Source organism: Streptomyces sp. NPDC001450 (assembly GCF_053597295.1).
On sequence record NZ_JBSFHY010000040.1, the window covers coordinates 18,185 to 43,575 of the forward strand.

At 70.5% G+C, this 25,391-nt stretch carries 22 protein-coding genes; 8 read left to right on the forward strand and 14 right to left on the reverse strand.

The window, feature by feature from the left end:
• Position 1: 1 nt before the first annotated feature.
• The 6 genes from ACWC5O_RS34535 to pqqA form a co-directional block, all read right to left on the reverse strand.
• Positions 2-2,032 carry a PQQ-dependent sugar dehydrogenase gene (locus ACWC5O_RS34535; protein WP_450583160.1) on the reverse strand — a complete coding sequence of 677 codons (2,031 nt, stop codon included), beginning with the start codon at positions 2,030-2,032 and terminating at the stop codon, positions 2-4.
• An 11-nt stretch (positions 2,033-2,043) separates the two neighbouring features.
• The gene (locus ACWC5O_RS34540; RefSeq protein ID WP_450583158.1) at positions 2,044-5,502 is read right to left on the reverse strand and encodes a glycosyl hydrolase family 28 protein; all 3,459 of its coding nucleotides are present in this window, start codon (positions 5,500-5,502) and stop codon (positions 2,044-2,046) included.
• A gap of 121 nt (positions 5,503-5,623) precedes the next feature.
• Positions 5,624-6,334: a radical SAM protein gene (locus ACWC5O_RS34545; RefSeq protein WP_450583156.1), complete on the reverse strand. Its 711-nt coding sequence runs from the start codon at positions 6,332-6,334 to the stop codon at positions 5,624-5,626.
• A complete protein-coding gene (gene pqqD / locus ACWC5O_RS34550; RefSeq protein WP_450583154.1) occupies positions 6,331-6,663 on the reverse strand; it encodes a pyrroloquinoline quinone biosynthesis peptide chaperone PqqD in 333 nt (110 codons plus the stop codon). The genes ACWC5O_RS34545 and pqqD overlap by 4 nt, the downstream gene beginning before the upstream one ends.
• Positions 6,660-7,436: a pyrroloquinoline-quinone synthase PqqC gene (pqqC, locus tag ACWC5O_RS34555; RefSeq protein ID WP_450583152.1), complete on the reverse strand. Its 777-nt coding sequence runs from the start codon at positions 7,434-7,436 to the stop codon at positions 6,660-6,662. The genes pqqD and pqqC overlap by 4 nt, the downstream gene beginning before the upstream one ends.
• The gene (gene pqqA, locus ACWC5O_RS34560; RefSeq protein ID WP_450583150.1) at positions 7,433-7,600 is read right to left on the reverse strand and encodes a pyrroloquinoline quinone precursor peptide PqqA; all 168 of its coding nucleotides are present in this window, start codon (positions 7,598-7,600) and stop codon (positions 7,433-7,435) included. The genes pqqC and pqqA overlap by 4 nt, the downstream gene beginning before the upstream one ends.
• A gap of 306 nt (positions 7,601-7,906) precedes the next feature.
• On the opposite strand from pqqA, the gene ACWC5O_RS34565 reads away from it, so the two are divergent.
• Entirely contained in the window at positions 7,907-8,743 is an 837-nt protein-coding gene (locus ACWC5O_RS34565) for an aldo/keto reductase (protein ID WP_450583148.1), read from the forward strand.
• 125 nt (positions 8,744-8,868) lie between these two features.
• On the opposite strand, the gene ACWC5O_RS34570 is transcribed toward ACWC5O_RS34565, so the two are convergent.
• Positions 8,869-9,480, reverse strand: a complete 612-nt coding sequence (locus tag ACWC5O_RS34570; protein ID WP_450583147.1) for a hypothetical protein — start codon at positions 9,478-9,480, stop codon at positions 8,869-8,871.
• Positions 9,481-9,666: 186 nt separating this feature from the next.
• Between ACWC5O_RS34570 and ACWC5O_RS34575 the strand changes: the two genes are divergently transcribed.
• Positions 9,667-10,362: a glycoside hydrolase family 75 protein gene (locus ACWC5O_RS34575; protein ID WP_450583145.1), complete on the forward strand. Its 696-nt coding sequence runs from the start codon at positions 9,667-9,669 to the stop codon at positions 10,360-10,362.
• Positions 10,363-10,375: 13 nt separating this feature from the next.
• Here ACWC5O_RS34575 and ACWC5O_RS34580 read toward each other — a convergent pair whose 3' ends face one another.
• Positions 10,376-11,077 carry an SDR family oxidoreductase gene (locus ACWC5O_RS34580; protein WP_450583143.1) on the reverse strand — a complete coding sequence of 234 codons (702 nt, stop codon included), beginning with the start codon at positions 11,075-11,077 and terminating at the stop codon, positions 10,376-10,378.
• 114 nt (positions 11,078-11,191) lie between these two features.
• A complete protein-coding gene (locus ACWC5O_RS34585) occupies positions 11,192-12,091 on the reverse strand; it encodes a class I SAM-dependent methyltransferase (RefSeq protein WP_450583142.1) in 900 nt (299 codons plus the stop codon).
• An 87-nt stretch (positions 12,092-12,178) separates the two neighbouring features.
• Between ACWC5O_RS34585 and ACWC5O_RS34590 the strand changes: the two genes are divergently transcribed.
• Positions 12,179-12,985 (forward strand): phytanoyl-CoA dioxygenase family protein, encoded by an 807-nt coding sequence (locus ACWC5O_RS34590; protein WP_450583140.1) that lies wholly within the window; start codon positions 12,179-12,181, stop codon positions 12,983-12,985.
• A gap of 24 nt (positions 12,986-13,009) precedes the next feature.
• On the opposite strand, the gene ACWC5O_RS34595 is transcribed toward ACWC5O_RS34590, so the two are convergent.
• Positions 13,010-14,731 (reverse strand): glycoside hydrolase family 6 protein, encoded by a 1,722-nt coding sequence (locus ACWC5O_RS34595; RefSeq protein WP_450583138.1) that lies wholly within the window; start codon positions 14,729-14,731, stop codon positions 13,010-13,012.
• Between the two features lie 39 nt (positions 14,732-14,770).
• Positions 14,771-16,246 carry a cellulose binding domain-containing protein gene (locus ACWC5O_RS34600; RefSeq protein WP_450583137.1) on the reverse strand — a complete coding sequence of 492 codons (1,476 nt, stop codon included), beginning with the start codon at positions 16,244-16,246 and terminating at the stop codon, positions 14,771-14,773.
• 262 nt (positions 16,247-16,508) lie between these two features.
• Here ACWC5O_RS34600 and ACWC5O_RS34605 point away from each other — a divergent pair, with 262 nt between their 5' ends.
• Both ACWC5O_RS34605 and ACWC5O_RS34610 read left to right on the forward strand, forming a co-directional pair.
• Positions 16,509-19,424: a glycoside hydrolase family 48 protein gene (locus ACWC5O_RS34605; RefSeq protein ID WP_450583136.1), complete on the forward strand. Its 2,916-nt coding sequence runs from the start codon at positions 16,509-16,511 to the stop codon at positions 19,422-19,424.
• 420 nt (positions 19,425-19,844) lie between these two features.
• Positions 19,845-20,201, forward strand: a complete 357-nt coding sequence (locus ACWC5O_RS34610) for a hypothetical protein (RefSeq protein ID WP_450583214.1) — start codon at positions 19,845-19,847, stop codon at positions 20,199-20,201.
• A gap of 181 nt (positions 20,202-20,382) precedes the next feature.
• Here the strand turns inward: ACWC5O_RS34610 and ACWC5O_RS34615 are convergent, their stop codons facing one another.
• From ACWC5O_RS34615 to ACWC5O_RS34625, 3 genes are read right to left on the reverse strand one after another with little or no spacing between them, the layout of a single operon-like run.
• Positions 20,383-21,159, reverse strand: a complete 777-nt coding sequence (locus ACWC5O_RS34615; RefSeq protein WP_450583134.1) for a class I SAM-dependent methyltransferase — start codon at positions 21,157-21,159, stop codon at positions 20,383-20,385.
• Positions 21,160-21,164: 5 nt separating this feature from the next.
• On the reverse strand, positions 21,165-21,470 hold the full coding sequence (locus ACWC5O_RS34620) for a 4a-hydroxytetrahydrobiopterin dehydratase (protein ID WP_450583132.1): 306 nt from the start codon (positions 21,468-21,470) through the stop codon (positions 21,165-21,167).
• A gap of 48 nt (positions 21,471-21,518) precedes the next feature.
• Entirely contained in the window at positions 21,519-22,595 is a 1,077-nt protein-coding gene (locus tag ACWC5O_RS34625) for an ADP-ribosylglycohydrolase family protein (protein ID WP_450583130.1), read from the reverse strand.
• Positions 22,596-22,663: 68 nt separating this feature from the next.
• On the opposite strand from ACWC5O_RS34625, the gene ACWC5O_RS34630 reads away from it, so the two are divergent.
• The 3 genes from ACWC5O_RS34630 to ACWC5O_RS34640 all read left to right on the forward strand — a co-directional run bounded on the left by ACWC5O_RS34630 (position 22,664) and on the right by ACWC5O_RS34640 (position 25,347).
• Positions 22,664-23,512: a helix-turn-helix domain-containing protein gene (locus ACWC5O_RS34630; RefSeq protein WP_450583129.1), complete on the forward strand. Its 849-nt coding sequence runs from the start codon at positions 22,664-22,666 to the stop codon at positions 23,510-23,512.
• 96 nt (positions 23,513-23,608) lie between these two features.
• A complete protein-coding gene (locus tag ACWC5O_RS34635; protein WP_450583127.1) occupies positions 23,609-24,511 on the forward strand; it encodes a helix-turn-helix domain-containing protein in 903 nt (300 codons plus the stop codon).
• Positions 24,512-24,525: 14 nt separating this feature from the next.
• Positions 24,526-25,347 carry an SAM-dependent methyltransferase gene (locus ACWC5O_RS34640; RefSeq protein ID WP_450583126.1) on the forward strand — a complete coding sequence of 274 codons (822 nt, stop codon included), beginning with the start codon at positions 24,526-24,528 and terminating at the stop codon, positions 25,345-25,347.
• The last annotated feature ends 44 nt before the right edge of the window (positions 25,348-25,391 follow it).

The window sequence follows — 25,391 nt, forward strand, 5'->3', positions numbered from 1 at the left end:
GTCAGCTGATCGTCACCTTGAAGATCCTGTCGGATCCGTCCGCCGCTCCTCCGTTGTTGTCGCAGTTGGTGGTGGACAGCCACAGCTGGTCGGCGCCGGGCACCTTGGTGACGGTGCGCAGCCGGCCGTAGGTCCCGACGTAGTAGGCGGTCGGGGTGCCGACCTTCTCGGTGTCCCCGCTGATCGGGATGCGCCACAGCCGTTCGCCGCGCAGGGACGCCATGTAGATGACGTTGCGGACTATGGCGATGCCGCTGGGCGAGGCCTCGGAGACGTTCCAGGTGGCCCTGGGGTTGGTCATGCCGGCGACGGAGCAGTTGCCTTCGCAGGTCGGCCAGCCGTAGTTGGCGCCGGGCTTGATGAGGTTCAGCTCGTCCTTGGAGCTGTTGCCGAACTCGGCCTCCCACAGGCGCCCGTTGCGGTCGAAGGCGAGGCCCTGCGGATTGCGGTGGCCCAGGGAGTAGACGTAGTTGCCGAAGGGGTTGCCGGGGGCGGGCCTGCCGTCGGTCGTCATGCGCAGGATCTTGCCGTTGAGGGAGTTCTTGTCCTGCGCGAGGTCGGGCGTCTGGGCCTCGCCGGTGGAGACGTACAGATAGCCGTCCGGGCCGAAGGCGAGGCGGCCGCCGTTGTGGTACCGGTTCTTCTTGATGCCCTGGAGCAGCACCCTGTAGTCGGCGAGCCTGGTGCCGTCGTACGTCATGCGGACGACGCGGTTGCCCTCGGACGCGGTGTGCATGAAGTAGACGTAGTGGTCGGTGTCCCACTTGGGGTCGACGGCGACCCCGAGCAGCCCGCCCTCGCCGTTGGTGGTGACGGCGTCGGGGACGGTGCCCACCTGGGTCCTCGCCCCGTCCTTGGTGACCTTCCAGACCCGGAAGTCGTCCCGCTCGGTGACCAGCGCGGTCTTGCCGTCGGGCATCCAGTAGGTGCCCCACGGGATCGTCCAGCCCGTCGACAGCGTGGCGACGGAGGACGGGACACCGCCGTCGGTGGCGCAGGCCTTGGTGGTGAAGGTGACGGTGTTGCTCGGCTGCGAGACGTTCCCGGCCGCGTCCCGGGCGACGACGTTCAGGGAGTACGGGCTGTTGCAGGCGAGACCGGTGAGGGTGGTCGAGGTACCGCTGGTGACGGTCTTGTAGACGGTCGTGTCGCTGCGTACGTCGTAGGCGACGACGGCGCGGTCGTCCGTCGACCCGCCCCAGCCGAGGTCGGCCGTGTTCGCCGTGACGTCGGCTGCGGACAGGGTGCCGGGTGCGGTCGGCGGTGTGGTGTCGGAGCTGGACTTCGTCGTGCAGTCGACGACGGGGCTGGCCTGCGAGGTGTTGCCGGCCGCGTCCCGGGCGACGACGGTGAGGTTGTAGGTGGTGTCGGGGGTGAGCCCGGTCAGCGCCTTGCTGGTCGAACTCCCGGGCGTCTCGCTGATCTTGTTGCCGTGCTCGTAGATGTCGTACGCCGCCACGCCCACGTTGTCGGTGGACGCGCCCCAGCCGAGGGTGAGGCCGCTCTCGCCGATGTCGGAACAGCCGGGCCGGCCGGGGCGGGTCGGGGCCTGGGTGTCGGTCGCCGCCCCGACGCTGATGCGGTCCAGGTTGGGGCCGCCGTCGGCGGTGGTGGCCACCGCGCGGATCGTGTTGGACCCGGCGGTGAGCGGCACGTTGACGGTCCTGGTGGCCCAGGTGTTCCAGTCGGCCGTGGCGGGGAAGGACACCGCGGGCGCGGCGACCGTGCCGCCGACAGAGATGTCCATCGGGCGGTCGGTGGAGGTGCCGTTGGCGTAGCGGAGGGTGACCGCCGCGGTGCCGGCGGCGGCCGCGTTCACCGTGAACTCCACGTAGGAGCCCTTGATGTTGGTGTAGTCGACGAAGCCGGTGCCCGTGTAGCCGGTGTGGTTGGTGGCCACGGCGCCCTGGGAGATCCGGGCGTCCTCGGCCTGGTAGTCGGTGGCCGCGAGGGCGGTGCCCTGGCTCAGACCGGCGAGGGGCAGCGCGAGGGCCGCGGCCAGTCCGTAGGGCAGAACTCTCTTGAGATTCATGGGTGTTCCCCTCAGCCCGTGTACTGGGCGAAGACCTTCGGGTGGTCGTACGGCTGCTGTGTCACGCCGCTGCAGGAGTCGCCGCCGGTGCCTGAGCCGCAGGGGCGGTCGCGGTTGACCGACCAGTCGGGCGCGTCGGCCTGGGCCCTGATCTTCGACTCGGCCGGCCGGCGGCGCACGAAGCTCCCGCTGCTCCAGCCCATGGCGGGGCGCAGGGAGTGGCCGTTGTCCGACTCGGTGGTGAAGGCCGATGGTGTCGCGTACGCGGTGCCGATCCACGCCTCGTCGATCCGCAGCCGCTTGTAGCGGGTGGAGTCGGAGGAGGCCGCCCAGGTGGTGTCGGCCTCCAGGCGGACGTAGCGGGCGTCGGCCGCGGTGAGGTCGATGCCCTGGATTCCACGGCGACTCGGCAGCCGACCGGTCTTGACCGCGCTCCCCCAGGTCGAGCCGTCGTTGCTGAGGTACACCTTGTAGTCCTTGATCCGTGCCGACTGCTCGGTGTCCGAGCGGGCGTAGGCGACGGAGTCCTCGCGCTGGTTGAGGCCGATGTACTGGACCTTCTTGGCCGAGCCGAGGTCGAAGGTGAGGCTGACGGGCAGCGTCTTGTCGTTGTCCCAGTAGGTGAGGTAGTCGCCGTCACCGGCGGCCGCCCCGGTGTGACCGCTCGCCGAGGCGCTCGCGGTCACCCTGACACCGGTGAGGATGCCCTGGCGGCCGGCGCTGGTGACCTTGAAGACGGTGTCGTACGGGTCCCAGTCGCCGAGCCCGGTCAGCGTGAGCACGCCGCCGGACTGCGACCAGGAAACCGCCTTTCCGGTGCGGAGGTTGATGACGGACGCGATGCGACAGCCGTTGTCGCGGATGCGCAGAGTTCTGGTACTGGGCGGGGTCAGGACATGGATGTAATGGCGGTTCGGATCCGTCTTGCTGATCGTGGTCACGCCGTGCGCCCCGTCGTTCCAGAAGCCCGGCTTGAGGCCGCCGTACATGTAGCCGCCGCCCTCGGTGCCGTGCAGGGACTCCCAGATGGGGTCGAGATAGGTGTTCGCGAAGTTGTTGAAGGCGGCCTGGTCGGCCGGGAACTTGCCGTTGACCTGGGCGGTCTCGGCCATCAGTGCCTTGACCGAGGAACCGGCGTCGGTGACGAGGCGGCCGAGGGTGAGCATACGGTCGACCGACGGGTTGGAGCCGTCGTACCACCAGGCACCGGTCGAGGGGAGCTTGAAGTCGGCCTCGGTCAGACGGGGTTGGGCCGTGTAGACGGCCTGGGGGTAGTCGTAGGCGGGCGTCATCCCCGTCTTCTGCTCGTTGCTGACCATGTCCATGATCGCCGTGTCTTCGTTGTTGTTGCTGAGCGTGTAGTTCGGGCGCTTCTGATAGATCTGCGCGTAGAGGTTGTGGCTCTCCCAGTACGCGTTGTCGTTGTCGATCCAGAAGCCGCCGAGGTCGGGATAGCGGTCCATGACCTCGAAGAAGTTGTCGTAGCTGAACTGCCCGAAGCCGTCGCGGGTGGTCAGGTCGACGTTCTTGCCCCGGTAGGCGGAGTAGGCGGCCGAGTCGAGCCACTCGTGGCCGCCCTCGGCGTGCCACTGGGGGTCGTCGGTCATGTAGAGGATGACCTTCATGCCCTTGGCCTTGGCGGCCGTGATCAGCTCGCCGAGGAAGTCCCGCTCGGTGGAGCAGGAGCCGGGGATCTTCGACGGCCAGGGGCGGGCGTAGCCCAGCCGGCTGTGGAACGTGGCCAGGACGAGGTACTGCGTGTGCAGTTTGCGGGCTTCGTTCACCCAGTACTCCGGCGTCCAGCCGCCGCTGGTGACGTCGTTCTCCCAGGCACTGCAGCTGGTGTGGGCGGGGGCGGTGCGCAGGCCCCAGTGCAGGAAGAGGCCGCCGACCGAGGCCCGGAGGAAGTCCTGGCGGGGGTTCTCCAGGTCCAGGGGCCTGGCCGGCGCACCGCAGTTCTCGGTGGACCCGGTGGATGCGATCCGCAGGGTGCCGCCGGAGGTGGTGCGGCTGTCCGTCAGGCAGTAGCCGGTGACGTTCTGGAAGCCGGCGTCGTGCGGGGAGGCGGCGCCGCGCTGGGCGGTGAAGCGGGCGAAGCGGATGTCGCTCGCCGCGTTGGCGACGACGGCGGGACGGCCGTCGTCGGCGGCGAACTTCACGGAGCTGTCGGTGAACCGCACGTGGTCGGCGTTGTGCAGGTACCAGCCGTAGGCCGGCCGGGTCCCGATGCTCTTGGGGTTGTAGTCGTTCGGGTCGTTGCCCGGCACCGCGGTGGACATGGTGCCGTTGCCGCCGGGCACGGTGATGTCGACGTGGTTGAAGGTGATGCCGCTGATCCGGTGGCCAATCTCGCCCCACAGGGTCGGGCTGAAGGACGGGCTGTCGCCGGTGGCCGTGATGTCGTCGTACGTCACGTCGCTGATCGAGCCGACACCCGGGCTGTTGCCGCAGCGCTTGCGTGTGCCGATCTTCTGCATGATCGGTGAGTGGACGTCCGTCATGGTGATGTCGCGGTAGTGGACGTCGGAGATCTTCGCGCCGTCCATGGACACCATGCCGAGGCCGGACTTGTCGGCGCCCTCGATGCGGATCTTCTCGAACCGGTAGTCCGAGAAGTCGCCGCACGTCTCGGAGCCGAACATCAGGGCGTTGCAGCACCGTGCCGAGAGGTACGAATCGCTCACCCGGACATGGCCGCTGGGGAGCTTGGCGCCGAGGGCGTAGTCGCTCTTGAAGACGAGCGCGTCGTCGTTCGCCCTGATGTGCGCGTCGGTGACCGTGACGTCGGTGGTGGAGATGATGTTCCAGCCGTCGCGGTCGCTCGCGGTGTCGATGGTCAGGTGGTCCGACGTCACGTTCCTGCAGCCGTTGACGAGGGCGGCGAAGTGGCCGCCCCGGCGCAGGGTGAGGCCGTCGCCGATCCGCAGTCCGTCGCAGCGGGTCAGCGCGAGGATCTTGTCGGCCTCGCCCGGCTTCGGGTTGCCGGTGATCAGGTTGCCGGCGCCGTCGATGACCCCGCCGCCGACGAAGCCGATGTTCGTGAGCTTGTCGCCGTAGATCATCGCGTTGTGGAAGTGGCTGTGCCCGTAGTCCTGGTACTTGTCGTACGGGTTGGACTCGGGCGCGTCGTAGGTGTCCGCCGAGGAACCCTGGATCGTGGCGCCCGTGTCGACCTGGAGCGTCACGTTGCTCTTCATGTGGATGGTGTTCTTGGACTTGTAGGTGCCGGCCGGGAAGCGGACGGTGCCGCCGCCGGCCGAACTCGCGGCGGTGACGGCCTTGTTGACGGCGGGCGTGTCGTTGGTGGAACCGTCGCCCTTGGCGCCGTAGTCGCGTACGTCGAAGACGGCGGCGCGGGGCGCTTGCCCGGGGGCCGCGAGGGCGGCGGGGTGGGTGAGGCCGAGGACGACGGCGACGACGAACAGGACGATCGCCGCCGCACCTCTGCCGTGCGGGGGGCTGGAACGCATGGGACGGCTCCTCAGACGAGTTGGCAGCCGCGGAGGTTGGTGCGCAGGAGGTAGGTGTTCTGCAGGGAACCGTCCTCGACGGTCTCGCAGGCGCAGCCCTCTCCTGATCGTGCTCATGACACTACGCACCTCGCAGTTGCTCGTTCATATCGGGGGCAACCCACACCAACTCCAGGGAGTCGCCCAGTCGTTCGCGCCAGCGGGCGACGGTCGAGCGGGCTCGTTCGACCTGGCCGGGCGTCGGCAGCAGGGCGGTCCGGTTGCGCAGCGCCCAGCCGTGGTACTGGGTGTGGGCCAGTTCGAGCCGGTCCGCGCCCCAGTCCACGGCGAGCCGGATCAGCGCGTCCAGGGCCTCGATGTTGACGCGGTGCAGGACGGCGTTGAGCCCGAGAGGCAGTCCCGCCTCGCGGACCAGCCGGGCCGCACGCTCCTTCGCCGCGAACGACCTGACGCCCGCGATGCGTTCGGCGACGGCGGGGACCGCGTGCTGCACGGACAGCTGCACACTGCGCAGCCCGGACTCGGCCAGCCCGGCCAGCCGCCGCTCGCCCAGGCCCACCCCGCTGGTGACGAGCTGGGTGTACAGGCCCGCCGCATCGGCGGCTGCCACCAGTTCGGGCAGGTCGCGGCGCAGCAGCGGCTCGCCGCCGGACAGATGGGTGTGGACGACCCCGAGGGCACCCGCCTGCCGGAACACCCCGGCCCACTGCTCCGTGGTCAGCTCTGCTGACCGACCAACCAGTTCGACGGGGTTGGAACAATACCCGCAGCGCAGCGGGCAGGCGTGGGTGAGCTCGGCGAGCAGGGCCCACGGTGGAGCGACGGTCGTCATGTCAGCCAGCCCTCCTTCCGCAACCCGGCCAGGAAGTGCGGCACTTCGACGGCGACGGGTGCGCCGGGATACTCCGCGGACAGCTCGGCGACGATGCCGGCCACGGTCCGGCTGCCGTCGCACCGCCGCAGGACGGTGCCCGCGCGGCCGTGCAGGACGACCACCCGTTCCGGCAGCAGCAACAGGTCCGTGTCCCGCACGGGGTCGTGCCGCAGCAGGACGCCCCGGGCGATGGCGGGACGCCAGGCGGTCGGGTGCCGACGGGCCGCGGGAAGCGGCTGGCGGGCTACGGGAGGCGACAGGCGGGCTACGGGGCGCGAGGAGCTCACGAGGTGCTCCCGTCCACCGCGTCCAGCAGCGCCCACAGCACCTCGCACTTGAAGGTGAGCGCGGCCACCGCCCGTTCCTGCTGCTCACGGGTGCGGGCGGTGGCGAGGACCAGGGCGAGGGCCTCCTCCCCGTCACGGGCGCCCTGGGCGACACGGGTGCGGAAGTAGGCGAGACCGGCCGGGTCGATCCACGGGTAGTGGCGTTCGAAGGCGGCGATGCGGGTGCGCATCAAGTCCGGTGCGGACAGCTCGGTCAGGGAGGCGGCGACGGCGTCCAGCGTGGGGCGCAGCCGGCAGAAGGTGACGTAGGCCTCGACCGCGAACCGCACCCCGGGTGGCACCCGGGAGGCGTCCCACAACTCCTCGCGGCCGAGGCCGGCCGCCTCGCCGAGCCGCAGCCAGCGCTCGATGCCGCCCTCGCTCCCGGGGCCCCCGTCCCCGGTGCCGTCGTGGTCGCGGATACGGCGCAGCCACAGGCGGCGCTGCTCGGGCCGGCCGAGCCCCGCGAGGATCAGGGCGTCCTTGACGGGGATGTGCCGCTGGTAGTGGAAGCGTGCGGCGATCCAGCGGCGCAGCTCGGCGGGGGTCAGCTCGCCGCGGTGCATCCGCAGGTTGAAGGGGTGCCGGTCGTGGTAGCGGGCCGCGGTGACGGCGCGCAGCCGTTCGGTGAACTCTGCGGCCGACCAGACGGCGCCGACGGGCGGGACGGCGCCGGGGACATCGGTACGGGGGACGTTCCAGGCGTCCTGGACACGCGGGACGGTCGCGCTCATGAGGCCGGGGGCGGCTCGGGTGCGCGGCGGTCGGCGAGCGCGTAGGCGGTCACTTCGAGGGCGGTCTCCACGATCTGGTACCCGGGGCTTCGCCAGACCTTTTCATCCGATGTCTTCGGGTGCGGAAGGGCCGTGCGAGGGGTCGTGGGCAGGGTTTTGTTCATGTGCGCATACCCGCTTTCCTGAGGGTGGGGGTTCTCAGAGGGCAGACAGCGGCCATGGTCAGAGGCCGTTCACATGCATGCACTATGTTCAGTGACACGTCCGGTGGCGCGATACAGAGTCCCGGGATGAAGGGCCGCGGTCAATGGTCCGGACCGATGACGTCGGATGCGTTTCCGGCCAATCTGGGGCTCCCAGGACTGACTCGCCGGTCAGTCGGCACGGATTCCGCGGTCAGGAATGCAGGCCGGCCTGTGATCGTTGACGATGGAGTACCACCTGTCGACAACCGAAGGATCAAGAAGCTCGTGAGCAGCAAGGTCCCCCCGATCATCCTCAACAACGGCGTCGAGATGCCCCAGCTGGGCTTCGGCGTCTGGCAGGTGCCGGACGACGAGGCCGAGCGGGCCGTCGCCACGGCGCTCGAGGCCGGGTACCGCAGCATCGACACAGCGGCGATCTACGGCAACGAACAGGGCACCGGCAAGGCCATCGCCGCCTCCGGCCTGCCTCGTGAGGACATCTTCGTCACCACCAAGCTCTGGAACAGCGACCAGGGGTACGACTCCACCCTGCGCGCGTTCGACGCGTCGCTGGAGAAGCTGGGTCTCGACCATCTGGACCTGTACCTGATCCACTGGCCGCTGCCGTCCCGGGACAAGTACCTCGACACCTACAAGGCGTTCGAGAAGCTCTACGCCGAAGGCCGCGTCAAGGCGATCGGCGTCTCCAACTTCCTCCCCGAGCACCTGCAGCGGCTGATCGCGGAGACCTCGGTCATCCCGGCGGTCAACCAGATCGAGCTGCACCCGCACCTGCAGCAGCGCGCGGCGCGCTCGTTCCACTCGGAGCAGGGCATCAGGACCGAGGCCTGGTCGCCGCTCGGCCACGGCAAGGGCCTGCTGGAGGTGCCGGCCGTCGTCGCCATCGGGCAGAAGCACAACCGCACTCCGGCCCAGGTCGTGCTGCGCTGGCACATCCAGCTGGGCAACGTCGTGATCCCGAAGTCCGTGACGCCGTCGCGGATCAAGGAGAACATCGAGGTGTTCGACTTCAGCCTGGACGACGAGGACCTCGCGGCGATCAGCGCCCTGAACGAGGACCGCCGCCTCGGCCCGGACCCGGCCACCTTCGACATGGGCTGACACCCGCCCGACGAACGGCCGTTCGCCCCACCGGAGCAGCAGGACGGACGGCCGTCCGCCTGAACTTCCCCGCACGAGGGGGCTTTCCGGGCACCGACTCGGGACCCGTCAGCCCACGGGACCGGTCAGCCCAGGTGCACGTCCGTGTGCACGACCTCGAACTCCTCCAGGCCGACGACGTCCACATGCGCCTTGGCGACACCCTCGTGCCGGGCCGCCGCCTGGCCGGCCCGCGAGGCCACCATCGAGTCACGGTCGACGAAGAGGGCACCGACCTGACCCGTGCCGCGTTCCCGGTCGACGAGCAGGGCGGTCGAGGCCAGGCCCGGCAGCGTCTCGAGGCGCGGGACCACGGTCGACCGGAACGTCTCGGCGACCAGGTCGGCGTCCGCGGGGTCGAACTCCACCCGCGTGACGCGTAGTCCGCCGCCCATGCGTGGGGGCTGGAGGGGGTGGTACACCACCGCCTCGAAGTTCTCCACCGTCAGTGTGCCGGCGAACGGCCCGAGCAGGGCCTGCCTGCGCAGCCGCATGACCTCGTCGCTGTTGTGCCGCGCCTCGGCCGTGTCCCACCAGCTCACGCCCAGCAGCTTGCCGAGCTCCCGGTCCACGAAGACCCCCGCTCCGCAGTAGCCCGGACGTTCCTGGAGCAGCTCGCGCCCCTCCGTGTTCAGCGCCCTGATGGCCGTGTCGATCTTCGCGGGGTCGCCGGTCACATAGACGGTGCGTACGAACATGATGATTCGCCTCCCAGTTCGACATGACCAGTGTTCCCCTGGGGGCAATTCACTGCATCCGGTGGGAAAGTCCCCGCAAACGGCCCAGCGTGCGCGCGACTTCTCCGCAGGGACTTGACGGGGACATGCGGGAGGGGACACGTTAGGTACTCGGTAAGGAAACTTTCCTAACAGAAGGGCCCGACAGTGCGTCTTCGAACACTGACCCTCGCCGCGGCCTCCGGGGCCGCTCTCCTCGCCGCCGGAGTGCTGCCCGCCAACGCCTCGGGCAACTCCGCACCCACCTCCGCCCAGGAGGGTTCGGTGAGCGCGGCGGACCTGCTCGCCAAGGTGACGTCGTGCTCGCAGATCTCGAACGGCAAGTACAAGACCGACGACGAGACCTCGGCCACGATCCCTGTGTGCGGCAAGAACGGCGCGGTGTTCTGGAAGGCCGACATGGACGTCGACTGCGACGGCCAGCGCACCACCAACTGCAACGAGAACCGCGACCCCTGGTACCAGGACGACACCGCCTTCCACCAGTCCGACGGCAAGCCGCTGAAGGCCGAGTCCCTGCCGTACGTCGTGGTGCCCAGCTCCAGCAGCATCTGGAACTACTCCGGCGCGGGCATCAAGGGCGGCGGCGTAGTCGCCGTCATCTACAACAACAAGGTCGAGTACGCCGTCGTCGGCGACACCGGCCCCACGAAGATCATCGGCGAGGCCTCGTACGCCACCGCCAAGGCGCTCGGTATCGACCCCGACCCGGCCACCGGCGGGGCCGACTCCGGCGTGACGTACATCCTGTTCAAGAACTCCAAGGTCTCCCCGATCGAGAGCCACAGCGCGGCCGTCTCCCTCGGGGACCAGCTGGCCAGGCAGTTCCTCGCCAACAACTGAAGCCGTACGTGCGTCAGTTGGGCTGCCCCAGCGGACGTACGACCACGGTGTTGATGTCGACCCCGGCCGGCTGCCGGATCGCCCAGACCACCGAGTCGGCGATCTGGTCCGCGGTCAGGAGATGGCCCGGGGGCAGGCTGCCGAGACTGTCCCAGAACGGGGTCTCCACCCGGCCGGGGGCGACCAGCGTGACGCCGATGCCGAACTCCGTGACCTGGCGCCGGGTGTTCTCGGCGAGCCCGGTGACCGCCCACTTGGTGGCGCCGTAGAGGTTGCCGGGCGTCGGCACGAACCCGGCGACGCTGCCGATGAGGACGATCCGGCCGCCGGTCTCCTTCAGCGCGTCGACGGAGGCCCGGACGAGCAGGGCGGGACCGAGGACGTTGGTGAGGACCATCTCGGTCCAGCCGGACGGGTCGCCGTCGGCGACGGAGTCGTGGGTGGCGAAGCCGGCGTTGGCGACGACGGTGTCCAGTCGGCCGTACGCCTTGAGCGTGCGGTCGACCGCGTCCTGTACGTCGTCGAAGGCCGACGCGCTGCCGGCGACCGTCAGCAGCGCGTCGGGATTCCCCAGGCTGTCGGCGAAGTCCCGCAGCCGCTGCTCCCCACGCCCGGTGACCGTGACCCGGTACCCGGCGTCGAGCAGCTGCCGGGCGACGGCGGCGCCGATACCGCTGCCGCCACCGGTGATGAGCGCGACCGGAGCGTCGTTCATGGTTTCCCCCTGTGTGTCGGTGAACGCCCGCAGTCCATCACTTCGAGCGTTCTCCAAGTCAAGTCCCGTCACAGGTAGGGCGTTACGGCACCGAGGGGAGGCAACGGCGGGTGCTCAGACCGGCCGTACCGCCGTGTGGACCGTGTACGCGCCCAGGACGAACACGTCCGGCCTGCGGTGCACGCTCGCGGGATCGGCCGGGTCGAGCAGGCGGTCCAGGGTGGCCAGGTCCTCGGCGTCCAGGCGCTCGGCGGCCGCTTCGCGCAGCCGGGTCAGGGAGGCGGCGACATAGGCGCGGGCCCGGTCGGTCGCCGGGGCCGGCAGGTCGAGCAGGAAGCTGCGGGTGCGGGTGTGCTTCAGGCCGACGGAGGTCAGCAGGGCCGGCCAGTCCTCGGTCACCGCGACCGAGCCGGGCAGGTCGGCCCGCATCCGCGCGAACCACTCCGCCTCCACCACGTCCAGCCGCTCCTGGAGTCCGGGGCGTCCGATGCCGATGTCACGGGGCAGGAAACGGGAGGGGAGGCCGCCTTCGAGGAGGGCCAGGGTGCCGCCGGGGGCGACCCGGGCGGCGAACGCGGCCAGCGCGGCCCGCTGGTCACCGAGGTGGTGCAGGCTGCGGCTGGCCCACAGCAGATCGGCCGGGTAGTCCAACTCGTCCAGCACGCCCGGCAGTTCACCGGCAACGGTCTCGAAGCGGTCGGCCACGCCCTGCCGTACGGCGCGGTCGCGGGCGCGCTCCAGCAGCGGCTCGGTGCTGTCGACGGCCACGATCCGCGCCCCGGGGAAGGCCTCGGCGAACAGGCAGGCCACGACGCCGGGCCCGCTGCCCGCGTCGACGATCAGCCCCGGCTCGGTCACCTCCTTCGCCAGCCAGGCCATGGCCCGCTCGTAGACGGGGGTGAACAGCTCCGCCTGGGCCTCGAGGTGCGGAGCCATCTCGGCCCAGTCGATGTCGGTGCCGTGCGCGTGCCCGTGGCGGTGGTCGTGGTCATGCTCGTGGTGGTCGTGCGCCATGGTGCCCAGCCTCTCGTCGGTATGCGCTCAGCGTGCGACGGCGCACCGGCCGTGGGCCAGCGCTGTTGCCGGTCCGGCAAAAACCGGATGCGCCCCGGCAAGGGGCCCGGCGACGATGGGCCGGTGGACGACAAGCTGGTGGAGCGGTTCCTCGAAGACGGGTTCGTGAAGATCGAAGGGGCTTTCCCGCCTCGCGTCGCCGAGGACGGTGCACGGTTGCTGTGGCGGGAGACGGGCTACGACCCCGACGACCCGGACACCTGGCAGGATCCGGTGGTGTGGGTGCCCGGCATGGCACAGGGCCCTTTCGCGGCCGCCCCCAACTCCCCCGCCCTGCATGAGGCGTTCGATGCGCTCGTGGGCGCGGGCCGGTGGGAGCCGCGCTACTCGCTGGGCAGCTTCCCGCTCCGGTTCCCGCACGCCGAGGAGCCGGACGACGCGGGCTGGCACATCGAAGGCAGTTATCTGCCCGAGGGCCAGGCGCACTACCACTCCAACCTGCGCTCCCGGGACCGTGCCCTGCTGATGCTGTTCCTGTTCAGCGAGGTCACCGAGGCCGACGCCCCGACCCGGATCCGGATCGGCTCGCATCTGGACGTGCCGCGGGTCCTCGAACCGTACGGCGAGGCGGGCGCGTCCTTCCTGGAGCTGGGCCCCCAGGTGGCCGCCGCCTCCGCGCACCGCCCGCTCGCGTACGCCACGGGCCGCCCCGGCGACGTCTACCTCTGCCACCCGTTCCTGGTGCACGCGGCCCAGCCGCACCACGGCACGCGTCCCCGTTTCATGGCGCAGCCCCCGCTGCACCCGGCGGTGCCGTACGCACCGGACCGCGCGGACGGGAGCCGCTCGGTGGTGGAGCGGGCGATCCGCCGGGGCCTGTCCCTGGAGGACTGACCCCGGCGGACCGTCACCGCGTCGTCAGGACAGCGGCGGGTAGGCGTTCTGCATCAGCTGCTGGAACTGGGCGGAGAACCAGTGCCCGGACAGCGGTGCGTTCGGCAGGGCGCCCGACATGCTGTTGCCGTTGCGGGCGTTGCCCGTGTACGTCGGGTCGCACATGCGGTCGAAGCCCTTGCCCTCGTCGTTCGCGATGGCGCTGCTGGAGCCGTCGGACTCGCCCGGGGGCTTCATCCACACGTAGGCGTCGATCCCGGCGGCCGGGCCGGCCTGGGGACGTTCGCCGAGGCCGGCACCGGACTGGTTGCACCAGTTGCCGACGTGGATACGGCGGTCGTAGCGGCCGCCGTCGACGTAGGTGTCCACGCTGGTCTTCGGGCCGGGTCCGGTCGGGCGGGCGGTGCCGCCCCAGCCGTTGCGGGAGGTGTCGATCAGCATGCCGATGCTGGAGTTGAAGCCGACCGAGACCAGCTGGTTGCGGAAGGCCTGGGCGAAGGACAGCTCGTCGACGTAGCGGTTCCAGTCGACCCACTTCGACTGGCGCACCGAGGTGCCGTTGACACTGTCGTTGACGGTGTAGTTGTCCTCCTTCAGGGCGCTGTAGTTCGCGGTGTTGGTGATGAAGCCCTGTACGTCGTCGACGGTCGCCCCCTCACTGGTGGCCGCCTGCTTGAACACGTTGGCGGACGCGCCGAAGTTGTCGTCCCAGCCGAGCCAGCCGTGGTGGCCGGCGTCGAGGTAGTTGTAGACGTTGGGGATGGCGCCGAGCTTGGCGAGGGCGTAGCCGACGCCCTTCACGTAGTTGCCGTTGGCGAGCATGGTGTCGCAGTTGGCGGTGGCGGTGGCGCGGCTGCCGGTGTTGGTGACGAGGTTGGGCAGCGAGTCGATCTCGATGGTGGTGACGATCCTGAGGGAGGCGTACTTCGGGTCGGCGAGGATCGCCGCGATCGGGTCGATGAACTGGGTCTTGTACTTGTCGATCTCGGTGGGGCCGAGTTCGCCGTTGGAGGCCAGTGCCGCGCAGTCCCGGCCCGGCAGGTCGTAGACGACCAGCTGGACGACCTCTTCGTTGCTGCCCTTCTGGGCGAGGGCCGCGTCCAGGTGGGCGCGCAGTCCCATGCCTCCGCCGACTCCGTTGATCGCGGCGATGCGGTCCAGCCAGACGCCGGTGGGCTGGTTGGAGACGCGGCTGCCGCCAGGTTCGGCGGCGGCCTTCGCCGACCACTCCGGGTTCACGTACACCTTGGCGCCGGCGTAGGGATTGTCGACGCGGGTGCCGGTGCCCCCGCCGTTCCCGCCGCCTCCGCCTCCCCCGCTGCCGCCGTCGTCGACGTTGCAGGTGACGCCGTCGAGGGTGAACGTGGTGGGTACCGCGTTGGTGCCGCTGTAGGAGCCGTTGAAGCCGAAGCTGACCGAACCGCCCGTGGCCAGCGTGCCGTTGTAGGTCTCGTTGTTCGCGGTGACGGCCGTGCCGCTCTGGGTGATCTTGGCGTTCCAGCCGCTGGTCACCTGCTGGTTTCCGGCGTACGACCACTTCAGCGACCAACTCGACTTCGCGGCCGCGTTGTTGGTGATGGTGACGGCGGCGGTGAAGCCGGTGTCCCACTGGTTCTGCACCTTGTAGTCGACGGTGCAGGGGATGGAGGTGGTGGCGGCGCCGGCCGGCGCGGCGGTGAGCGCCGTCCCGGAGGCCCCGGCGACCAGCGCCAGGGCGGCGAGCAGTGACGTTCTGGTACGACTCATGAGTGCGGGTTTCCTTCTTCCGTGAGTCTTGCCCGGGGCTTACGGGTTGAGGGCGCGCAGATGGTCACGCAGCCCGATGCCGTACGCGGTGGGTGTCCCGTCGTAGGCGGTGATCAGGGACGGGCCCAAGGAGCAGTCCCAGGTGTTCCAGGTCCAGCCGAGGTAGGACAGGTCGCGGTCGTCGAACCACTTCATGACCTGGTCGACGAAGCCGTGCGAGCAGGTGTTCTCGCCGATCTCGCCGGCGACCAGCGGCACCTGGGCCGCGACCGGGGCGAGCGTGGAGTTCCAGCAGCTCTCGCTCGCACAGGTGTTGAAGTTGTAGACGTGGTAGGCGGCGGCGAGATTGCCCGTCGGGTCGGTGGGCTTGTAGGTCAGCCACTGGCTCAGGTCGTTCGAGTACGCGAGCCCGCCGGCCATGATGACGTTCTCCGCCCCGGCACCGCGGATGCTGTCGACGAGATCCTGCACACCGGCGACCTCGTACGAGATCCCGGGGCAGGTGCCGCCGTCCCGCCAGCACTTCCAGGCGTCCGTCGTGCTGGAGGTCGCCCGGTCCGGGTAGGGCTCGTTGAACAGGTCGAACACGGCCGCCTGGTCGTCCTTGAAGGTGCCGGCCACCGATGCCCAGAAGGACGGGGCGTACTGCATGTCGGGCATCGGCTTCTGGCAGGTGGCGTGTACGTCGGAGCAGCCCGAGGAGTTGCCGGTGTACTGGCCGTGGGACCAGTGCATCTCGAGGACCGGGGTCAGGCCGTGCGCCTCGACGCGGGCCACCAGGTCCTTGACGGCGTTGATGTAGTTCGCCCCGCCGTACTCGGGTTTGATGTTGGAAAGGCCCAGCCAGCATTCCTCGTTGAGCGGGATGCGGACGGCGTTCGCCTTCCAGTCGGCGATCGCCTTGATCGCCGCGTCGTCCACCGGGCCGTCCCAGATGCCGTAGCCCTGCACGCACATGAATTCGCCGCCGGAGCGGTTCACGCCGAGCAGGCGGCGGGACGTGCCGGCGGTGTCCACGAGCTTGGTGCCCGAGACGTGCAGGGCGGGCGCGGTGCCGGCCGACGGGGGCGGATCGGTCGGCGGGGGTGTCGTCGGGTCGGAATCCACGTTGCACGTGGTGCCGTTGAGCTTGAACGTCGTCGGTACGGCGTTGCTCCCCGACCAGGAGCCGAGGAACCCGGCGCTGACGCTCGCGCCGGCGCCGAGGGCGCCGTTCCAGCTCTCGTTGACGGCGGTCACGGTGGTGCCGGACTGGGACCACTTGGCGTTCCAGCCCTGGGTGACCTCCTGGCCGCTCGCGAAGTCGAAGCCGAGCTGCCAACCGGTCAGCGCTGCACGGTTGTTGGTGATCTTCACGGAGCCCTGGAAGCCGGTGTCCCACTGGCTGGTGACGGCGTACTCCACCGTGCACGCGGGCGTGGCTCCCTCGGCCGTGACCACCGGGACGACCACGCTTGCGAGAAGCGCGACCGCACCGGCGACGGCTAAAAGTACTGAACGCGGGGGGTGTCGCATGAGCGACTCCTTGCAGCTTGACGCGCCGTGACGGACGCGTCGACTGAATGGAATCGCTCCCACTGGTGCGAAGGAAGGTAGCGGCAAGTGGCTTGATTGCCCAGGGGAGTTGCTTGACTTCTCCTCAACCGAGTACGTCGAATCTTTTCGACTCTTCAAACACCTTGACCGCTCTTACCCTCGTCCGCACTATGGGAGCGCTCCCACTGGTTCAAGCCTTGACTTCTTATCCGAGCCGCAAGCCGCAAGGAGGAACCAGCACATGGATCCCGGACGCAGACGCAGAGCCGCACGGCGGTGGTGGACCGCCGCGCTGGCCGCGCTCGCCCTGCCCCTGACGATGCTCGCCACCGGCACGACGGCCGCGCACGCGGCGACCGTTCAGTGCAGCGTCGACTACAAGACCAACGACTGGGGTTCCGGCTTCACGGCCGACCTCACGATCACCAACCGTGGCACGGCCGCGATCGACGGCTGGACCCTGACCTACGGCTACACGGGCAACCAGAAGCTGACGAACGGCTGGAACGGCACCTGGTCCCAGTCCGGCCAGACGATCACCGTGCAGAACGCCTCGTACAACGGCACGATCGCTGCCGGTGGCGCGGTGTCCACCGGGGCTCAGTTCACCTACAGCGGTGCCAACGCCGCCCCCACCTCCTTCGCGGTCGACGGCACGCCCTGCGCCGGCGCACACCAGCCGCCGGTCACCGTGCTGACCAGCCCCAGCGCGGGCGCGGTCTACACACAGGGGGACGCGGTGCCGCTCGCGGCGACCGCGGCGGCGGCCGACAACGCGACGATCAGCAAGGTGGAGTTCTACGACGACACCACGCTGCTCGGCACCGACACGAGCGCTCCGTACTCGCTTTCGGTCTCCAGTTTGACCGTGGGCAGTCATTCACTGGTGGCGAAGGCGTACGACAGCCTCGGTGCCTCCGCCGAGTCCACACCGGTCGGCATCACGGTCGCCTCGGGACCCGCCGTCGTGGCCTCGCCGACCCAGCTGGGCATCCAGCAGGGCAGGACGGGCTCGTTCTCGGTGAAGCTTTCGACGCAGCCGAGCGCGAACGTGACGGTGAGCGTGGCCCGCACGGACGGCAACACCGGGCTGTCCGTCACCGACGGCTCCTCGCTCACCTTCACCCCGTCGAACTGGGGCACCGCGCAGCCGGTGACCGTCACGGCCGACGCCTCCGGCACCGGAAGCGCCACCTTCACGGCCTCGGCGACCGGCCACACCAAGGCGACGGTCACGGTGACCGAGCTGACCGCGACGAAGGCCTACGACGCCCGCTTCCTGGACCTGTACGGGAAGATCACCAACCCGGCGAACGGCTACTTCTCCCCCGAGGGCATCCCGTACCACTCGGTGGAGACGCTGATCGTGGAGGCCCCGGACCAGGGCCACGAGACCACGTCGGAGGCCTACAGCTACCTTCTCTGGCTGCAGGCCATGTACGGCAAGGTCACGGGCGACTGGTCGAAGTTCAACGGCGCGTGGGACCTCATGGAGAAGTACATGATCCCCACCCGTGCCGACCAGCCGACGAACTCCTTCTACAACGCCTCGAAGCCGGCGACATACGCCCCGGAGCAGGACACGCCGAACGAGTATCCGGCGAAGCTGGACACGTCGGTGCCGGTCGGCTCCGACCCGATCGCGGGCGAGCTGAAGTCGGCCTACGGCACGGACGACGTCTACGGCATGCACTGGATCCAGGACGTGGACAACGTCTACGGCTACGGCAACGAGCCCGGCAAGTGCGAGGCGGGGCCGACGGCCACCGGTCCGTCGTACATCAACACCTTCCAGCGCGGTCCGCAGGAGTCGGTCTGGGAGACCGTCCCGCAGCCGACCTGCGACGCCTTCAAGTACGGCGGCACCAACGGCTACCTGGACCTGTTCACCGGCGACTCCTCCTACGCCAGGCAGTGGAAGTACACGGACGCCCCGGACGCCGACGCGCGTGCGGTGCAGGCCGCGTACTGGGCCGATGTGTGGGCGAAGACGCAGGGCAAGGGCGGTGACGTGTCCGCGACGGTCGCCAAGGCGGCGAAGATGGGCGACTACCTGCGGTACGCGATGTACGACAAGTACTTCAAGAAGATCGGCAACTGCGTGGGCGCCTCGTCCTGCCCGGCCGGCACCGGCAAGGACGCCTCGCACTACCTGCTGTCCTGGTACTACGCCTGGGGCGGCGCCACCGACACCAGCGCGGGCTGGGCCTGGCGGATCGGCTCCAGCCATGTCCACGGCGGCTACCAGAACCCGCTCGCCGCGTACGCGCTCAGCTCGTACGCCGACCTGAAGCCGAAGTCGGCGACCGGCGCCGCCGACTGGGGCAAGTCGCTGCAGCGGCAGCTGGAGTTCTACCAGTGGCTGCAGTCGTCCGAGGGAGCTATCGCGGGCGGTGCGACCAACAGCTGGCAGGGCAGGTACGCCACCCCGCCGACGGGCACGTCGACGTTCTACGGCATGTACTACGACTGGCAGCCCGTCTACCACGACCCGCCCTCGAACCAGTGGTTCGGGTTCCAGGCCTGGTCGATGGAGCGGGTCGCCGAGTACTACCAGCAGACCGGGAACGCCACCGCGAAGGCGGTCCTCGACAAGTGGGTGAAGTGGGCGCTGTCCAAGACCACGATCAACCCGGACGGCACCTACCGGATCCCCTCCACTCTCCAGTGGTCGGGCCGGCCCGACACCTGGAACGCGTCGAGTCCCGGCAGCAACAGCGGACTTCACGTCACCGTCGCCGACTACACGAACGACGTCGGCGTGACGGCCGCCTACGCCAAGACGCTCACCTACTACGCCGCCAAATCCGGTGACGCGACGGCCAAGTCGACGGCGAAGGCGCTGCTGGACGGCATGTGGGCCAACTACCAGGACAGCCTCGGTATCGCGGTCCCCGAGACCCGCAGCGACTACAGCAGGTTCGGCGACAGCGTGTACGTGCCGAGCGGCTGGAGCGGCACGATGCCGAACGGCGACGCGATCAACTCCTCCTCGACGTTCTCCTCGATCCGGTCCTTCTACAAGAACGACCCGGCCTGGTCGAAGATCGAGGCCTACCTCAAGGGCGGCGCCGCGCCCGTGTTCACGTACCACCGCTTCTGGGCCGAGGCGGACATCGCCCTGGCCATGGGCTCGTACGCGGAGCTTCTGGAATAGGGCCGACAGCGAGACTGCGGGCCGTCCGTGGCTGGTCGCGCCCGCGCGGCGGAGCCGCATGTCGATACAGCCCCGCGCCCCTGTGGGGCGCGACATCGCACCGTCGGCCGGGCGGTCCCCACCCGCACTGGGGGCCGCCCGGCTCGCACGCCCTCCTCCTGTAGGAAGGCCCCCACGGTGCGAAGAACCCGCATCCTCACCGCCGTGCTGGCGCTGGCCGCCTCCACCCCAAGGTGACCCTCGCTGACAGCGTGCTGTATCTGGGTGCGCCCAGCGGCAAGGGGCTGTGGCGGTCGACGGACTCCGGAGCGACCTGGTCGCAGGTGACGAGCTTTCCGAACCCCGGCGTCTGGAACGCGCCCCGGCCGAATGTCGTCCTCGTCTGCGGCGAAGCCCTCGCTCCGACCCAGAAGGAACGTCATGAGTCTCTCCCGCATCCGTCGCCCGATCATCTCGCTTCCGCTCGTGACCGTCGTGATCCTGCTCGGTCTCGTGGCCTGGTACGTGTTCTCGGGCCGGGGCGCGGGGCTGCTGCCGCAGGACACCTGGGGGCCATGGCGAGAGAAACGAGTGAACGACTGGTCGGTGTGGGTGCGGGTCAATTCATGGAGCGACGCCGCCGAAGCAGACCTGCACATGGGCAAGGCGGAGGAGTTCACCATGCAGGCGTACGGCAAGCCGGCGACTGCCACGACGACGATGGACGGCACCCGGTTCACCCTGACACCCGGCGGCGAGGTCGCAGGACAGCCGTCGCGGGACAACGGCAGGAGGTGACGGCGGTGATCCCGATTCGGGAGGCGGGCGAGGGGCGGCCGCGGCGGAGCCGGTCGACAGCGCCGTCAGACCGGCGCCGAGCAGGGCCGCCGTGACGGCCGCGTCGAGCGCGGACCTGTGGCTTGTGCGGTGGGGGTGCGGGGGGTTCACGTGACCTACCTCCCGGGGAGGACGGACGGGGTCACGTGTCAGGTGCCGTCGCCTGCACGGGAGTTGCCGTCGGCTTCCGATACGAGCGCAGGCTGAACCGCGGGTCGGGCCGGCGGCGGTCCTGGTCGGGCAGGGCCGCCAGCCGCTCGGCGAAGCCGTCGACGCGGGAGTCGCCGGGCGGCAGCGCGGTGAACCAGCCGCGCCGCAGGTCGGCGATGGTGGAGCGGGGGCTGCGGCCCTGGCCGAGGCCGGGGAAAGTGGCCTGTCCGGCGGGGTGCAGCCCGTGCTCGGCCGCGTGGGCCGTGAGGACTTCGGCGGCGTCCCGGGCGGGGCGGCGGGGGCGCGGGGCGAGGACGGTGTCGATGTCGCTGCCGACGTCGTGCGCGGCGGCCTTGTCGACGGTGGTGACGTAGACCCCGCCGGGCCGCAGCACGCGGGCGCACTCGGCGACGACGGCGCGGACGTCGGCGGGGTCGGACAGCACGTGCAGCAGCCAGATGCTGGTGACCGCGTCGAAGGTGGCGTCGGCGAAGGGCAGCCGGCGGGTGTCGGTCAGCAGGACCGCGCCGGGCAGGCGCGCCGCGGCCATCCGGGCCATGGCGGGGGCGAGGTCCGCGCCCGTCACCCGCAGCCCGGGGCGGGAGGCGGCCAGGCGCCGGGTGACGATGCCGGTGCCGCAGGCGACGTCGAGGAGACGGCCCGGCCGGTCCGGGATCAGGCCGAGGACGGCGTGTGCGGCGGCTTCGGCGCGCGGCTCGCCGCCGCGGGACGCGTCGTAGGCGTCGGCTTCCTTGTCGTAGTCCAGCACACCGCTCAGTGTGACCCGTGACCTGGCGCGATGTCCTCCACTCTGTGGGCGAGTTCGAAGTCCTTCCCGGTGACGACGCCGCCCGCGCTATGGGTGTTCACGCTGAGGGAGACGGTGTTGTAGCCGAGGGTCAGGTCGGAGTGGTGGTCCAGCTCGTCCTGGATCCGGGCGATGTGCACGACCAGCGCCGTGGCCGCGAAGTGCGAGCCGAGCCGGTAGGTGCGGGTGAGCCGGTCGTCCTCCACCGACCAGCCGGGCAGCTCGGCCAGCCGGTCCTCGATCTCCTTCTGCGACAGCGGTTCGACGGCCATGACCGGTCTCCCTTCGGGGCGGGCTGGTACGCGTTCAGCCTGCCACGCTCAGCCCCGTACGCGCTCCGCGGCGAGGTCGTCCGCCAGCGCGGCGATGCGGGCGCGGCCCTCCACCCGCTCGACCCAGGCGTGGGGCAGGCCGACGTCGCCGTGCCGGGCGCCGAGCAGGTTGCCGCAGATCGAACCGGTGGAGTCGCTGTCACCCGAGTGGTTGACGGACAGCAGCAGGGCGTCCTTGACGCGGGGCTCCGCCAGGGCGCAGTACACGCCGAGTGCCAGGGCCTCCTCGGCGACCCAGCCCGCTCCGAGGGACTCGGCCTTCTCCGCGGTCGGCGACCCGTCCGCGGCCAGGTCGAGGGCCTCGCGCAGGGCGGCCGAGGTCTCCGCGTGGCCGGGGTGGCGCGCCAGCAGCCGCAGGGTGCGCAGCACCGCGCCCTCCAGGGACTCCCCGGCGACGAGGTGGGCCACGATCGCGGCCAGGGCGCCCGCCGCGTAGTAGCCGGTGGGGTGGCCGTGGGTGATCTGGGCGCCGCGGGCGGCCATGGCGAAGGCCGCGTCGGCGGGGTTGACGAGGCCGAAGGGGGCCGAGCGCATCACCGCGCCGCAGCCCTTGGAGTCCGGGTTGACCTGCCCCGGCCTGCCGTCGAGCGGGAGCTGGGGGTCGGGCGCGTACATCTGGGCGACCCCGGACAGGCAGGCGTTGCCGGGGGCGCGGCGGGCGTACAGCCAGGCCTCGGCGAGCAGGCCGCCGGCGGGCTGTGGTTCGGCCTCCTCGGGGCCCGGCTTCGACTGGGTCTGCAGCCAGCGCTCGTACGCCTGGCGCAGCAGCAGCGCCCAGCCGCCGCCGATCCCCTTCTCCCGCTCGCGGGCGTGGGCCTGGACGAGGGCCTCGACGGTGAACAGGGTCATCTGCGTGTCGTCGCTGATCCGGCCGACCACCCCGTGCGCGCCGGCGACGAGGCCGGTCACCCCGCGCTCGCCGTGGGAGACGCGGATCCGGTCGAGGGAGGCGAACTCGACGGGGTAGCCGAGGGCGTCACCGACGGCTCCGCCGAGCAGACAGCCGCGGACCCTGGACCGGTACACCGCCGCGGCCTCCCAGGACGGCTTCCACGGCTGGTTCATGCGGGTGCTCCTCAACTCCGGTTCCCGGTTGCGGTCGTCGGGCGGGCTCCTGGACTACGGTCGTCCGTATGACCATTGTCGCGACCGGCCCGAACGCATCCGCCGCCACCCCCGCCGACAGGACCGACAAGGCCGACAAGGGCATCGGCCCGCTGCTGCGCGCCTGGCGGGAGCGGCGCAGGGTCTCGCAGCTGGAGCTGGCGCTGCGCGCCGACTCCTCCGCCCGGCACATCAGTTTCATCGAGACCGGCCGCTCCCGGCCCAGCGAGGAGATGGTGCTGCGGCTGGCCGAGCACCTGGACGTGCCGGTGCGCGAGCGCAACGCCTTGCTGCTGGCGGCCGGTTACGCCCCGCACTACCCGGAGACCCCGCTGGACGACCCGGCGCTGGACGCGCTGCGCGACGGCATGGAGCGCCTCATCCAGGGATACGAGCCGTACCCGGCGCTGGTGGTCGACGCCGGGTACACCGTGGTGGCCGCCAACCGGGGCATCACGATGCTGCTGGAGGGCGTCCCCGAGAAGCTGCTGACGCCCACGCCGAACGCGATGCGGCTGACCCTGCACCCGGAGGGGCTCGCGCCGCGCATCCGCAACCTGCGCGAGTGGCGCGGGCACCTGCTGGCGCAGATGGAACGGGAGATCGCCCTGCACCGCTCGGACCAACTGCGCGCCCTGTACGAGGAGGTGGCCGCCTACCCGGTACCAAAGGACGCGCCCGGCGACGAACCGGCCGAGCCGGTGCCGTACTTCGCGCTGCCGATGCAGATCGAGCACGACGGCCGGATCCTGTCGTTCGTGTCGTCGATCTCCACCTTCAACACGCCGATGGACGTCACGGTCGCCGAACTCGCCATCGAGACGTTCTTGCCCGCGGATCCGGCGACCACCAAGTACCTGCACACACTGGCCGGTTGACGAACTCACCCGAGCCGACTCCCCTCGACAGCGTGTGCGAAACGGCGTCGCGTGACAGACTGCCCGCGTACTTCGGCGCGTAGGGGAGGGCGTGGCGTGAGTGAGCGGCGGGCTGCGCCCACCGTGGGCCAGGTGGTGCTCGGCAAGCGGTTGCAGGAGCTGCGGGAGACGGCCGGTCTCAGCCGTGAGGAGGCCGCCCGGGTGCTCCGGGTGGCGTCGGCGACCGTACGGCGGATGGAGATGGCCGAGGTCGCGCTGAAGATCCCGTACGTGCAGGTGCTGCTGACCACCTACGGGGTGCCCGAGGAGGAGTCGGCCGCGTTCGTGCGGCTGGCCGAGGAGGCGAACCAGCCGGGCTGGTGGCAGCGCTACCACGACGTGCTGCCCGACTGGTTCAGCCTGTACGTGAGCCTGGAGGGCGCCGCCCGGATCATCCGCTCCTACGAGCCGCACTTCGTGCCCGGTCTGCTGCAGACCGAGGAGTACGCGCGCGAGGTGATGGAGGCCGGGACGATAGGGCAGACCGGCCCGGAGACGGTCGAGCGGCATGTGTCGCTGCGCATGGAGCGGCAGCGGCTGCTGGAGCGGGCCGATCCGCCCCACCTATGGGTGATCATGGACGAGACGGTGCTGCGGCGTCCGGTGAGCGTCCGGCCCGAGGTGATGCGCGACCAGCTGGACCGGTTGCTGGAGTACGCCGAACGGGACCGGGTCACCCTCCAGCTCGCCGAGTTCGCGTCCGGCCCGCACCCGGGGACGTACGCCCCGTTCACACTGTTCCGGTTCGCCGAGCCGGAGCTGCCGGACATGGTGTTCACCGAGTACCTGACCGGCGCCCTGTACCTGGACTCGCGCCGGGAGGTCTCGGCGCATCTGGAGGTGCTGGACCACATGACGGCCCGGGCCGCCTCCGCGCAGCGCACGATGAAGCTGCTCCGGGAGTACCGCGAGAACTTCCGGCTCCCCCGCGAAACCTCCGACACCCCTGCGAACAGCTGAGGAGCACACACCGCATGACCGGACCGGACGCCGCGCCACCCACCGTGATCGACACCAGCCGGCCGCACCCGGCGCGGGTGTACGACTGGTGGCTGGGCGGCAAGGACAACTACCCGGTGGACGAGGAGCTGGCCCGGAAGATCCTGGCCGCGGACGGCACGGTGGTGCGCGGGGCGCGCGCCAACCGCCGGTTCATGCACCGCGCCGTGCGGGCGGCGGCCGAGGCCGGGATCCGGCAGTTCCTGGACATCGGCACCGGCATCCCCACCGAGCCCAACCTGCACCAGGTGGCGCAGGGCGCGGCCCCGGAGTCCCGGGTGGTGTACGCGGACAACGACCCGATCGTGCTACGCCACGCCGAGGCGCTGCTGCACGGTTCCGCCGAGGGCGGCACGGAGTACATCCACGCCGACGTCCGGGACCCCGACACGATCCTGCGGCGGGCCGGGGAGAGCCTCGACCTCGGCCGGCCGGTGGCGCTGTCCCTGATCGCGCTGACCCATTACCTGGGCGACGGCGCCGATGCCGACGACGACGTGTACGGCCTGGTCGAGCGCTATGTCGCGCGGCTCGCGCCGGGCAGCTTCCTGATCCTGTCCCAGGTCACGCAGGACCTCAGCCCGGACGGGGTGGCCCGGGCCGCCGAGCTGTTCCGCAGGAGCGGCACGCCCTTCCACCCGCGCACGCTGCCCGAGTTCCGGCGGTTCTTCGACGGCCTGGAACTCCTCGGTCCGGGGGTGATCCCCGTGCACGGGTGGCGCCCGGAGCCGGAGGACGTGGCGGCGCAGGCGGAGGGCGTGGTGCCCGTGTACGCGGGGGTGGCCCGCAAGCCCTGACCCGTACGGGTGACCGTCCGTGCCTGATGACCCGTACGGCGGTC

Excerpts from the sequence above, each read along its gene's own strand:
- ACWC5O_RS34535 (WP_450583160.1), bottom strand. The coding sequence starts at position 2,032 with ATGAATCTCAAGAGAGTTCTGCCCTACGGACTGGCCGCGGCCCTCGCG.
- ACWC5O_RS34540 (WP_450583158.1), bottom strand. The coding sequence starts at position 5,502 with ATGCGTTCCAGCCCCCCGCACGGCAGAGGTGCGGCGGCGATCGTCCTG.
- ACWC5O_RS34545 (WP_450583156.1), bottom strand. The coding sequence starts at position 6,334 with ATGACGACCGTCGCTCCACCGTGGGCCCTGCTCGCCGAGCTCACCCAC.
- pqqC (WP_450583152.1), bottom strand. The coding sequence starts at position 7,436 with ATGAGCGCGACCGTCCCGCGTGTCCAGGACGCCTGGAACGTCCCCCGT.
- pqqA (WP_450583150.1), bottom strand. The coding sequence starts at position 7,600 with ATGAACAAAACCCTGCCCACGACCCCTCGCACGGCCCTTCCGCACCCG.
- ACWC5O_RS34570 (WP_450583147.1), bottom strand. The coding sequence starts at position 9,480 with ATGTTCGTACGCACCGTCTATGTGACCGGCGACCCCGCGAAGATCGAC.
- ACWC5O_RS34580 (WP_450583143.1), bottom strand. The coding sequence starts at position 11,077 with ATGAACGACGCTCCGGTCGCGCTCATCACCGGTGGCGGCAGCGGTATC.
- ACWC5O_RS34585 (WP_450583142.1), bottom strand. The coding sequence starts at position 12,091 with ATGGCGCACGACCACCACGAGCATGACCACGACCACCGCCACGGGCAC.
- ACWC5O_RS34590 (WP_450583140.1), top strand. The coding sequence starts at position 12,179 with ATGCGCCCCGGCAAGGGGCCCGGCGACGATGGGCCGGTGGACGACAAG.
- ACWC5O_RS34595 (WP_450583138.1), bottom strand. The coding sequence starts at position 14,731 with ATGAGTCGTACCAGAACGTCACTGCTCGCCGCCCTGGCGCTGGTCGCC.
- ACWC5O_RS34600 (WP_450583137.1), bottom strand. The coding sequence starts at position 16,246 with ATGCGACACCCCCCGCGTTCAGTACTTTTAGCCGTCGCCGGTGCGGTC.
- ACWC5O_RS34605 (WP_450583136.1), top strand. The coding sequence starts at position 16,509 with ATGGATCCCGGACGCAGACGCAGAGCCGCACGGCGGTGGTGGACCGCC.
- ACWC5O_RS34610 (WP_450583214.1), top strand. The coding sequence starts at position 19,845 with ATGAGTCTCTCCCGCATCCGTCGCCCGATCATCTCGCTTCCGCTCGTG.
- ACWC5O_RS34620 (WP_450583132.1), bottom strand. The coding sequence starts at position 21,470 with ATGGCCGTCGAACCGCTGTCGCAGAAGGAGATCGAGGACCGGCTGGCC.
- ACWC5O_RS34625 (WP_450583130.1), bottom strand. The coding sequence starts at position 22,595 with ATGAACCAGCCGTGGAAGCCGTCCTGGGAGGCCGCGGCGGTGTACCGG.
- ACWC5O_RS34630 (WP_450583129.1), top strand. The coding sequence starts at position 22,664 with ATGACCATTGTCGCGACCGGCCCGAACGCATCCGCCGCCACCCCCGCC.
- ACWC5O_RS34640 (WP_450583126.1), top strand. The coding sequence starts at position 24,526 with ATGACCGGACCGGACGCCGCGCCACCCACCGTGATCGACACCAGCCGG.